This window comes from Micromonospora xinjiangensis, from assembly GCF_056150165.1.
In genome coordinates this window covers 153,693-165,467 of sequence record NZ_JAXCFO010000011.1, presented here as the reverse complement: position 1 = coordinate 165,467, position 11,775 = coordinate 153,693, and the positions used below count along the sequence as shown (strand labels likewise).

8 protein-coding genes are annotated in these 11,775 nt (G+C 74.0%); 7 read left to right on the top strand and 1 reads right to left on the bottom strand.

Annotation, left to right across the window (positions count from 1 at the left end):
• Positions 1-858: 858 nt before the first annotated feature.
• Positions 859-1,230: an arsenate reductase family protein gene (locus SM573_RS28470; RefSeq protein WP_474617453.1), complete on the top strand. Its 372-nt coding sequence runs from the start codon at positions 859-861 to the stop codon at positions 1,228-1,230.
• Positions 1,231-1,457: 227 nt separating this feature from the next.
• Positions 1,458-3,128: a right-handed parallel beta-helix repeat-containing protein gene (locus SM573_RS28465; RefSeq protein WP_474614500.1), complete on the top strand. Its 1,671-nt coding sequence runs from the start codon at positions 1,458-1,460 to the stop codon at positions 3,126-3,128.
• 11 nt (positions 3,129-3,139) lie between these two features.
• Here SM573_RS28465 and SM573_RS28460 read toward each other — a convergent pair whose 3' ends face one another.
• Positions 3,140-3,322, bottom strand: a complete 183-nt coding sequence (locus SM573_RS28460) for a hypothetical protein (protein WP_474617452.1) — start codon at positions 3,320-3,322, stop codon at positions 3,140-3,142.
• 19 nt (positions 3,323-3,341) lie between these two features.
• Between SM573_RS28460 and SM573_RS28455 the strand changes: the two genes are divergently transcribed.
• The 5 genes from SM573_RS28455 (at position 3,342) to pulA (ending at position 11,673) form a co-directional block, all read left to right on the top strand.
• Positions 3,342-4,025, top strand: coding sequence for a hypothetical protein (locus SM573_RS28455; protein WP_474614498.1), 684 nt, complete (start codon positions 3,342-3,344; stop codon positions 4,023-4,025).
• A gap of 37 nt (positions 4,026-4,062) precedes the next feature.
• Complete coding sequence (locus SM573_RS28450; protein ID WP_474614497.1) at positions 4,063-4,452, top strand: hypothetical protein; 390 nt, start codon at positions 4,063-4,065, stop codon at positions 4,450-4,452.
• 211 nt (positions 4,453-4,663) lie between these two features.
• Positions 4,664-5,278 carry a hypothetical protein gene (locus tag SM573_RS28445; RefSeq protein ID WP_474614496.1) on the top strand — a complete coding sequence of 205 codons (615 nt, stop codon included), beginning with the start codon at positions 4,664-4,666 and terminating at the stop codon, positions 5,276-5,278.
• Between the two features lie 35 nt (positions 5,279-5,313).
• On the top strand, positions 5,314-6,033 hold the full coding sequence (locus SM573_RS28440; protein WP_474617451.1) for a cellulose binding domain-containing protein: 720 nt from the start codon (positions 5,314-5,316) through the stop codon (positions 6,031-6,033).
• 135 nt (positions 6,034-6,168) lie between these two features.
• Positions 6,169-11,673, top strand: coding sequence for a pullulanase-type alpha-1,6-glucosidase (gene pulA / locus SM573_RS28435; RefSeq protein ID WP_474617450.1), 5,505 nt, complete (start codon positions 6,169-6,171; stop codon positions 11,671-11,673).
• The last annotated feature ends 102 nt before the right edge of the window (positions 11,674-11,775 follow it).

The window sequence follows — 11,775 nt, the reverse complement described above, 5'->3', positions numbered from 1 at the left end:
CATTCCGACGAGCGGTCCGGTGCCCGGGGGTGTCAACGCACCGGGGTGGCGGTGAGTTCCCGCCGCGGGTCGTCTCCCTGCCGGCGACCGGAGGCCGCGCGGCTCGACCATGTTCAACGACCCGGGCGGGGCCATGATTCCGCCCCGGCGGTGGCGCCGGCCACGGGACGCGCGGACGCGAACCGGACACCACGCCCAGACGGACACCCGCCAAACCTGACAACCCCGCACGATCCGACCCCGATCCCACCCGACCCCAGTGCCCCGCACGACCCCACTCGCCCCGCGCGACCCCCAGGTGACCCCGGCACGACCCAGGCGATCCACGCGACCCCCACGCGACCCCGGGGCGGCCGGCAACCCCCAGGCGCCCAGGCAACCCCCGGTGGGCGACCCCAGGCCCCCGGCGACGCGGAGCGGGCCAGCGCGACCCCAGGCCCCTAGGCAGCGCGGGGCCCCAGGGTGCGGTTTTGGGCGGCTGTCGAGCTGCCCCAGTCTTGGGGCAGCTCGAGCGGCGGACAGAGGCGTGCGCGCTGTGCGGGGTCGGCGGGGTGCGCCGCGATCGGCGCGGAGCGGTCTGCGGCAGGCCCCAGGCACGGGGCTGACGAGGCTCTTGCGAGTTGTTGCGCCCTCCGAACCGAAACTGTCCGAGATTGCCGGTCGCGCGGTTCGACAGTCGCCACGCAAACCGGTCCTCCTCGCCGGGCCGTCCCACGACGGGCTGCTTGGTTGGGCGCAGGGGGTGTCAGATCTGGGGCAGCTCGACAGCACGGTGGGGAACATGGCCGCTGGGCGCCGTCGCCCGGTCGCCCGGTCACCCGGGTGACTGGGCCTGCGGCGGTTGGCACGATGGCCGGCATGGAGATCTGGAACAACCCGTCGTGCTCGAAGTGCGCGACCGCCCGGGCGACCCTCGACGAGGCCCGGGTGCCCTACCGGCTGCGGGCCTACCAGGAGCAGGCGCCCACCGCTGAGGAGTTCACCGAGGTGCTGCGCCGGCTCGGGGCCCGAGCGTGGGAGGTCTGCCGCACGCAGGAGCCGGCGGCCCGCGAACTCGGGCTGGACACCTGGCCTCGGGACGACGAGAGCGAGCCACGCTGGATCCAGGCCATGGTCGACCACCCCGAGCTGATCCAGCGGCCGATCCTGCTCCTGGACGACGGCGGTGCGCTCATCGGCCGGACCCCGGAGGCGCTGCGGGACGCCGTCGAGCGGTCGCAGGCCGGCTGACCGGACCGCCGGTCGGGATCCGGCACCGCCGCCCCGTCGCCCCACCCCGCCGCGCGCCGCCCCGCCCCGCCCCGCCCCGCCCCGCCGCGCGCCGCGCTGCCGCCGCGCCGCCTGCTCGGGGCGGGCCAGGGCGCCGACCGCGTGGGGGAACAGCGGCCCTGGTCGTTTCCGGGCGGGGGGAGCGGGAATGCGTCCGGCTCAGGTACCCACCGCGGAAGGAGCGCCGGGTGTCGCAGCACGGCCTGCCCACCGTCGCGCAGCGGCCCACGCCGGTCGCCGGCGCGCCGCTCTACTGCGACGCGCGCGAGTTCGGACTGCAGGGCGACGGGGTCACCAACGACCAGCCGGCGCTGTCGGCCCTCGTCGACCGGCTCGGCGACGGGTACGCGGCGGACGGCCGTCCCCGGGTCATCCACTGCCCGCCGGGCATCTACTCGATCCGTGACGCCGGCACGATCTGGCGCAGCGGCGTGTCCCTGATCGGGGCGGGCCCGGCGGCCACCCGGTTCGTGCTCAGCAACGAGGGCAACCGGGCCGACCCGACGCCGCTGGCGTACTGGACCACGGTGCAGCACGGCGCGGACCGGGACCGGCACATCGCCGACTGCACGTTCGCCGACTTCGAGATCGACGGGTCCGGTGTGGCGATGGCCGAGTACAGCTACCTCGCCAAGGGGCTCGGCCTCCAGTACGTCGTACGGGGCGTGTTCCGCAACCTGTACATCCACCACACCGGAGCGACCGGGCTGGGCTGCGACTTCCTCCAGGACAGCATCATCGAGGGGTGCGTGGTGGTCGGCTGCGGCCGGCTGGACAACGGCGAGGAGATGGGCGGCGCGGGCATCGGCGTCGGCATCGGCGGCTGGGGCGACGTCGAGCGGCTCACCATCGCCAACTGCATCACGATCGGCAACGGCACCAACGGCATCTTCCTGGAGTTGCAGAAGGACTACTGGGTGCCGCCGCGCGGCATCCGCATCATCGGCTGCCACAGCCAGGCCAACCGCTTCGGCATCTCCGACTGGGGCGCCGACGGGCTGATCGTGTCGGCCTGCACCCTGACCGGCAACCTGGAGGCCGGTTTCGACGTCTCCGGCAACGGCACGTCGGGGGTGGGTGGTCGTGGCGGGCTGCTGACCGACTGCGTCATCGACCGCAACGTCGGCGACGGCATCAGCATCGGCAACACCCCGGGCCCGTACACCATCCGGGGCAACCGGATCAGCGGCAACGGCGCCTACGGCCACCACGAGCACGACCTCGGCCGCGGCTTCCGCGGCCCCGCCTCCGACGTGGTCATCGACGGCAACGACATCTGGGACAACGCCCTCGACGGGATCCGTGTCGACCGGCCCATGACCGACGCCATCGTGGTGAACAACCGGATCCGCAACAACGGCCGGCGGCGCGCGCCGGCCACCGCGGGGGGTGGCGACGCGGTGCGTTACGGTCCCCGGGCCGTCACCGACCGCACCGCCCACTGGCCGGTGGACGGTCACCGGGGCAAGGTGCTGCGGGTGGGTAACCGGACAGCGGTGGTGGCGGGCAACACCGACACGGAGCTGATCCTCGCCGAGGTGCGACCCGACGCGACCACCGCCTGGAACGAGGACGTTCCGGGCCCCGGCACCGGCTACGAGCTGGGAGACCCACCCCCGATCCGGGCCGGCATCACGGTCAACGCCGCCTTCGACTCGGCCACCGTGCGGGGCAACCGGATCTGGGACCACCGCGACGAGCAGAGCCAGACGTACGGCATCTGGATCACGCCGCGGGGCAGCTGCGTGGCGTGCCGGGTGCGGGACAACGACCTCGCCGGCAACGCCGAGGGGCCCGTCCGCTTCGACACCCCGCCGATCGGCGGCCGCTGGGACGGCAACCAGCACGACGAGGACTGACGGCGACCAGCTCAGCGGGCGCCGTCGCCGCCCGTCGTAGCCTCCGCGTGCCGGGCGCGCAACCGGGCCCGGATCTCGTCCGGCGTGTACGACCGGCGCCGCCGTTCCGCGCGGGCGATCACCACACCGGTGGCCGCCACGCCGGCGAGACCGGCCAACCCGAGCACCTTCCACCACCGCGTCCGTCGCCGCATCGGCCTAGGGTAGACCGTTATGAGCATCAGCCTCGACGAGGCGGTGGAGCTGACCCGTACCGGAGACGTGTGGGTCTTCCGGGGGCGCAGCGTTCCGGACCGCGCGATCCAGCTCACCACCAACAGTCCGGTGAACCACGTCGGCATGGCCGTCGTGCTGGACGACATGCCGCCGCTGATGTGGCACGCCGAGCTGGGCAGGTCCCTGCCGGACATGTGGTCGGGGACGCACCAGCGTGGCGTGCAGCTGCACGACCTGGCCGACGCGGTGCGGGTGTGGGCCAACCGCTACGGGCAGCGGGCCTGGCTGCGACAGCTCGACCCGCCGGCCGACGGTGAGATGGAGAACGCCGTGCTGCGGACCGTCGCCCGGCTGGACGGCACGCCCTTCCCGTCGACCGCGCAGCTGGCCTGGCGCTGGGCGCGGGGGCGCGTGCCGCGGCTTCGCCGGCCCGGCCGGCACCTGCTGCCGGGGTCCGGCGTCGACGCGCCGCCACGGCCGGAGACGGCGTCCGACCGGACACTGGAGACGGCGTACTGCGCCGAGGTGGTGGCGGTGACGTACGAGGAGATGGGTCTGCTGCCCGCCGGCCGGCGTCCGAACTGGTACGACCCCGGCCGGTTCTGGAGCGGCGACGACCTCGGCCTGGCGGGCGGCGCCCGGCTCGGCACGGAGATCGAGGTGCGGGTGCCGCCGCGCTGAGGTTTGGCAGGTCGCGCGACCGGTAATTGCTCGGGCCGTGAGAGCCTCCACCGACCTCGGTACGCTGACCGACTTCTTCCACCGGTACGGCGTGGCGCTGACCGCTGGCGACGTGCCCGCCCTCGCCGGCTGCTACGCCCTCCCGGGGCTGGTGGTCGCCGACACCTACAGCTTCTCGTTCAACTCCCTGGCCGCCGTCGCGCTCTCCTTCGTCGGCGCGGCGCCCGACTACCAGGAGCGTGAGCTGATCGCCGCGCACGCGCTCATCGAGGACGTGCAACCGATCTCCGCCCTGCTCACCATGGTCGCCGTGGAGTGGGAGTTCCTGGACTCCTCGGGTGCCCGGGTCCCCGGTGAGCGATACCGCTACCTGCTGCGGGGCACCGACAGCGGCCCGATGATCTGTACGGTCGTGCGGGCCGGCTGACCGGGCGGGCGCGGCGGCCGGCCAGAGCGCCCGCGCGGTCCACCGTTCTCCGGGTGCCGTGCCGGCCGGTCGGACCGTTGTGTCGAGCCGCCGTTCCCCTCCGGTCGGGGGCTGACTACGCTGGCGGACCGGCTCTGCGGAGAGGGGAGACATGCCCGTGCGGCCTACCGGCACATCGGAACCGGGGACCGCGTCCAGGATGGTGGCATCGGTGCCGTGGATCGTCGTCCTGCTCGGCGTCCTCACCCTGGCGATCCTGCTGCTCGTCGCGTCGCTCTCCTTCCGGGTCCGCGAGCCGGAGCCCGTGGCGGCGTCGGTGCCCCCGGTGGTGCTGCCGGTCCCGCCGGTCGAGACCTCCGCCGTGCCGTCGCCAACCCCGCAACCGACCCGCTCCCGCGCACCGGCGCGTCCGTCCCGGACGCCTACCCGCCCGTCGCCCAGCGTCCCGCCGCCGCCCCGGGTCACGTCCCCGTCGCCGTCGGAGCAGCCGGCCGTGCTGGACGGCGGGGCGTTGACCGCCACCTACCGGGTCCGCGACGCCGACCGGCACGACGTCGAGGCGGAGCTGCTCATCGCCAACGACACGGCCGGCGCCGAGGAGTGGACCGTCGCCCTGACGTTCACCGACCGGGTGTGGGACCTGCGCGTGTACGGCGGCACGGACGTCCGGCTGGCCTATCGGGGCGACGACCGGTACGAGCTGCGTGGCCGCACCCCGCTCCCGGCGGGCCGCAGCGTCGAGCTGGGCCTGCGCTTCGACCGCGGGGGCCGGGACGACCGGCTCAGCGGGTGCACGGTGAACGGCGACGACTGCGTGATGTCCTGACCCGTTACGCTCCCTCGGACGCGAGAGGGAGGGACATGTCCGGCACGAGTGCGGGCCCACGGCACCGGCGTGGCAGGGCGATGGCGTCCTCGCCCTGGATCGTCGTCTTCGCCGGGGTCGTCGTGATGGTGGTGCTGCTGGTCATCGCGCTGGGCGCGTACCGGGGCCGCGGTCCCGACGTGGAGGTGCCGCGTGGCGCCAGCGCCGGCGGCCCGCTGCCCACACCGCCCTTCGCGTCCGCGTCGCCGTCCGTGTCCACGACTCCGTCGGTCACCTCGACCGGTGACCGGCCTTCGGCGTCGCCGTCGTCGTCGCCCACGCCGGGGGCCTCGGTGCTCTCCAGTGCGCCGGCGCCGACCACCAGCCGTTCGGCGCCGCCGTCGGCCGGGGCGCCGGCGGTCAGCGGGAGCCCGCGACCGTCCACCGCGCCACCGGCCGCGCCCGCCGTGACCGGCCGCTACCAGGTCGCCCAGTCGTTCGACGGCGGGTTCATCGGGGAGGTGCGGGTCAGCAACACGTCGGGGACACGCCAGCGCTGGGAGGTCGGCCTGACGTTCTCCGGTGGCCGGCTGTCCACGGCGTGGGTGGTGAACGCGCCACAGGGGACGTTGCGCAGGTCCGGTGACGGCTACGCCTACAGCGGCGGCGAGGAACTCGCCCCGGGCGCGTCCGCGCGGCTGATGTTCCATGTGGAGCGGGCGAGCAGCACCCCGGTGCGGTGCACGGTCAACGGTGGTGGGTGCGCCGGCCTCTGAATCCTCCGCCTCCCAGAAGCCTTGCGTAAGGATGCGCAAGGCTTCTGCTTTGTTACGACGCCGTTTGCAAGGTATTGCAGAACGTTTCCGCAAGGGCTAGCGTGCGGGCCAGTCACGACCAGAGGAAGGCCGTCGATGAAACCCCCGCCCCCGCCGCGCAAGGCCCCGCTCGCCCTCGTCGCACTGACCGCCCTCACGCTCGTCGGCGCGCCGGTCGCCGTACCCCCGCTCGACGGCAGGGCCACGGCCGCTGTCACCTCACCGGACGCCGCCACCCCCGCCGGCGCCGCGCGGTGGCGCACCGAGCCCTCCGCCGACGCCCTGCTCACCGCCGGCCGCGACGATGCCCGGGCCGAGCAGTTCTACTTCGTCCTGCCCGACCGGTTCGCCAACGGCGACCGGCGCAACGACCGTGGCGGGTTGGCCGGTGACCGGCTGCGCACCGGGTACGACCCGAAGGACGAGGGCTTCTACCACGGGGGCGACCTGCGGGGCGTCATCGAGCAGCTCGACTACATCGAGGGGCTGGGCACCACGGCCATCTGGCTCGCGCCGGTGTTCAAGAACCGCCCCGTGCAGGGCAGCGGCGACGACGTCTCCGCCGGCTACCACGGCTACTGGATCACCGACTTCACACAGGTCGACCCGCACTTCGGCACGAACGAGGACCTGAAGAGGCTGGTCCGGCTCGCGCACCAGCGGGGCATCAAGATTTACCTCGACGTGATCGTCAACCACACGGCCGACGTGATCAGGTACGCCGAGGACCGGAACTCCTACGTGGACAAGGCGACCGAGCCGTACCGCGACGCGCAGGGGCGGGCCTTCGAGGACCGCAACTACGCCGACGGCACCCGCGCCTTCCCGGCGGTCGACGCGACCTCCTTCCCGTACACCCCGACGTTCGAGACCCCGGCCGACGCGAGGGTCAAGGTCCCGGCGTGGCTGAACGACCCGACGATGTACCACAACCGCGGCGACTCCACCTTCACCGGGGAGAACAGCGAGTACGGCGACTTCCACGGCCTCGACGACCTGTGGACCGAGCGGCCCGAGGTGGTCCGCGGCCTCACGAAGATCTACGCCGACTGGGTGGCCGCAACCGGCGTCGACGGGTTCCGGCTGGACACCGTGAAGCACGCCAACCTCGACTTCTGGCCCCAGTTCAGCCAGGGCATCGCGCAGGCCGCCCGGCGCGCCGGCAAGCCCGACTTCTCCATGTTCGGCGAGGTCTACAGCGCCGACCCGGAGGTCACCTCGACGTACGTGCGGCGCGGCGGCCTGCCGGCGACGCTCGACTTCGCCTTCCAGGAGGCGGCACGCGGCTACACGGCCGGGGCCGGCTCCGCGAAGTCCCTCGCGGACGTCTACGCCCGCGACGACCTGTACGCCGCCCGGGACACCGACGCGGGCCGGCTGACCACCTTCCTCGGCAACCACGACATGGGCCGGATCGGCTCGTTCATCGCCGGCGGCGGCACCGACCCGGCCACCCACCTGCGTCGGGACCAGCTCGCCCACCAGCTGATGTTCCTCACCCGCGGCCAGCCGGTGGTCTACTCGGGCGACGAGCAGGGCTTCACCGGCCCGGGCGGCGACAAGGACGCCCGGCAGGACATGTTCGCCTCGGTGACGCCCGACTATCTCGACGACGACCTGCTCGGCACCGACCGTACGCACGCCGCCGACCAGTACGACCGCGCCCACCCGCTCTACCGCACCATCGCCGAGCTGGGCGCGCTGCGCCGGTCCCACCCGGCGCTGCGCGACGGCGTCCAGGTCACCCGGTACGCCGCCGACGGCCCCGGGGTCTTCGCCTTCTCCCGGATCGCCCCGGGAGAGCGCACCGAGTACGTGGTGGCCGTGAACAACGCCGACACCCCGCAGACTGTCACCGTGGACACCTGGTCGGCCGGCGCCACCTTCACCGGCGTCTACGGCGCCTCCGGGGCCGTGACGGCCGGGGCGGACGGGAAGCTCACCCTGACCGTGCCGCCGCTGGCCGCGGTGGTGCACCGGGCCGGCTCGCCGGTCCCGCTGCCCGGCCGGGCGCCGTCGATCGCGATCACCACCCCGGCGCCGGACGAGCCGGTCGCCACCCGCGCCGCCGTCACCGCCCAGGTCACCGGGGACCCGTTGGCCACCGTCACGGTCGCGGCCCGGATCGCCGGCGGACACTGGACCCTGCTGGGCAGCGCCCACCGCGCGCCGTACACGGTCCACCACGACCTCACGGGGCTGGCCGGCGGGACGAAGGTCGAGTACAAGGCGGTCGTGCGCGACGGCAGGGGGCGCACGGCCACGGCGCGGTCCACGGCCACCGTGGGCACCCCCGCGCGGGGCGGCTCGCGGGACTGGGCCGTGGTGCACTACCAGCGACCGGCGGGCGGGTACGACGACTGGCGCCTCCACGCCTGGGGTGACATCGACCCGGCGTACGTGACGCAGTGGCCCGAGGGCCAGCCGTTCGCCGGTGAGGACTCCTACGGGCGCTTCGCCTGGGTGAAGCTCAAGCCGGGCGCGAGATCCGTCGGCTTCCTCGTGGTCGACGAGGAGGGCACCAAGGATGTCGCCGTGGACCGGACGATCGACGTGACGCAGACCGGCGAGGTCTGGGTCAAGCAGGGCGACCCGGCCCTCTACCCGACGCGGCAGGCCGCCACGGGCGAGCCCGACCCGCCGGCCGACGAGGGCACCGCCGTGATCCACTACCGCCGGGCGGACGGCAACTACGACGGTTGGGGGCTGCACCTGTGGGACGGGGCCGCCGATCCGACCGAGTGGGCCGACCCGATGGAGCCGAGCGGCTTCGACGCGTTCGGCGCGGTCTTCCGGGTGCCACTGGTGGCCGGCGCGACGGGGCTGAACTACATCGTCCACCGGGGCGACGAGAAGGACCTGCCGGAGGACCAGCGGCTCGACTTCGCCAGCGCCGGACGGGAGGTGTGGCTGCTCGCGGCCACGCCGGGCCGGCTGCTGCCGCCGACCGCCCCCGACGCCGCGGCCGACCTGGACATCACGAAGCAGCGGGCCCACTGGATCGACCGCTCCACGGTGGCCTGGCGGGCGGGCCCCCCGGACGGCCGCCGGTACGACCTGGTGGCCGCCCCGAACGGCGGGGTGAGCGTGATCGACGGCGAGCTGTCCGGGGCGTACACCACCCTGCCGCTGACGGCGCGGCGCAACGGGCTGACGGAGGCCCAGCGGACGGCCTTCCCGCACCTGTGGGCGTACGGGGCGTTCACCCTCGACCGCGGCGACCTGGCGAAGGTGCCCGCCGCGCTGCGCGGGCAGCTGCTCGTCACCGAGCGGGACGCCGAGGGCCGGCTGCTCGGCGCCACCGGCGTGCAGATCCCCGGCGTGCTCGACGACGTGTACGCCCCGGCCACCGAGGCGCGGCTCGGGCCGACCTTCACGGGCCGGACGCCGACGCTCGCCGTCTGGGCGCCCACCGCGCGGACGGTGTCGCTGCAGCTGTTCGACTCGCCCACGGCGCAGCCGCGGACGGTGCCGATGCGCCGGGACGACCGCACCGGCGTGTGGTCGGTGCGGGGTGAGCCCTCCTGGGCCGGGAAGTACTACCGCTACCAGGTGCGGGCCTGGCAGCCGGCAACGCAGCGGATGGTCACCGCCTCGGTGACCGATCCCTACTCGGTGGCGCTCGCCGCGGACTCGACCCACAATCAGCTCGTCGACCTCACCGACCCGGCGCTCGCACCGCCCGGCTGGTCCGCGCTGCGCAAACCGGCGGCCGTGCCGCCGAGCCGGGCGCAGATCTCCGAACTGTCGGTGCGGGACTTCTCGGTGGCCGACACCAGCGTGCCCGCCGAGCGGCGGGGGACCTTCCTCGCCTTCACCGACCCTGGCACCGCCGGGATGCGGCACCTCAGGGCGCTCGGCGGGGCCGGCGTGACCCACCTGCACCTGCTCCCGGCGTTCGACTTCGCGACCATCCCCGAACGCCGCGCCGACCAGCGTCAGCCCGACTGCGACCTGGCCGCGCTGCCGCCGGACTCCGACCGGCAGCAGGCGTGCGTGGCGGCGGTGGCCGACACCGACGGCTACAACTGGGGGTACGACCCGCTGCACTACACCGTGCCGGAGGGTGGCTACGCCGTCGACCCGGTCGGCGCGGCGCGGACCGCCGAGTTCCGGCGGATGGTCGCCGGCATCAACGGCGTCGGCCTGCGGGTGGTCATGGACGTGGTCTACAACCACACGTCGGCCGCCGGTGCCGACCCGAAGTCCGTGCTCGACCAGATCGTGCCCGGCTACTACCACCGCCTCCTGGACGACGGCACGGTGGCCAACTCGACCTGCTGCGCCAACACCGCCCCGGAGCACGCCATGATGGGCAAGCTGGTGGTCGACTCCGTGGTCACCTGGGCCCGGGCGTACAAGGTGGACGGTTTCCGGTTCGACCTGATGGGCCACCACCCGAAGGCGAACATCCTGGCCGTGCGTGCGGCGCTGGACCGGCTCACCCCGGCCCGCGACGGTGTCGACGGCCGTTCGATCCTGCTCTACGGCGAGGGTTGGAACTTCGGCGAGGTCGCGAACGACGCCCGGTTCGTCCAGGCCACCCAGGCCAACATGGCCGGGACCGGCGTGGGCACCTTCAACGACCGGCTCCGGGACGCCGTGCGCGGCGGCGGGCCGTTCGACCCGAACCCGCGGTCGCAGGGCTTCGCCTCGGGGCTCTTCACCGACCCGAACGGGGACCCGGTCAACGGCACCGCGGCGGAGCAGCGGGCCCGGCTGCTGCACCAGCACGACCTCGTCAAGGTCGGTCTCACCGGCAACCTGCGCGGCTACCGGTTCACCGACTCGGCCGGAAGGGAGGTCACCGGGGCCCAGGTCGACTACAACGGTGCGCCGGCCGGCTACACCGCCGCCCCCGGCGAGGCGGTCACCTACGTCGACGCGCACGACAACGAGATCCTGTACGACGCGCTGGCGTACAAGCTGCCGCAGGGCACCTCGGCGGCGGACCGGTCCCGGATGCAGGTGCTCGCGTTGAGCACTGTCGTGTTCAGCCAGGGCACCGGGTTCGTCACCGCCGGCACCGAGCGGCTGCGCTCGAAGTCGCTGGACCGCAACTCGTACAACTCGGGGGACTGGTTCAACCAGATCCGCTGGGACTGCGGCCGGGGCAACGGGTTCGGTGCCGGCCTGCCACCGGCGGCGGACAACCAGGACAAGTGGCCGTACGCCCGGCCGTTGCTCGCCGACCCGGGGCTGGTGCCGGACTGCGCGGCGATCGACATGACCGGCGCCCGCTACGCGGAGCTGTTGAGGGTCCGGGCCTCGTCGCCGGTCTTCGGGCTGGCCGCGGCCGACGAGGTGCAGCGGCGGGTGGCGTTCCCGCTCTCCGGCCCGCAGGAGACGCCCGGTGTGCTCACCATGACGCTCGACGGCCGAGGTCTGGACCCGCGCTGGTCGTCGGTCACGGTGGTCTTCAACGGCACGCCGGAGAACGCGACGCAGCGGCTACCGGGGCTGCGCGGTGCGGACGTGTCGCTGCACCCGGTGCTGCGGGACTCGGCCGACCCGGTGCTGCGGACCGCGTCGTTCGACCGGGCCACCGGCACGTTCAGCGTGCCTCCCCGCAGCGTGGCGGTCTTCGTGCGGCAGCGCTGAGGCACGACGCGGACCGGCCCCCTCCCGCAGCGCGGGAGGGGGCCGGTCCCTGTCTCGCCCCGTGGCGTCGCCGTGGCCGGCGCCGTCACGTCACCGTCAGGT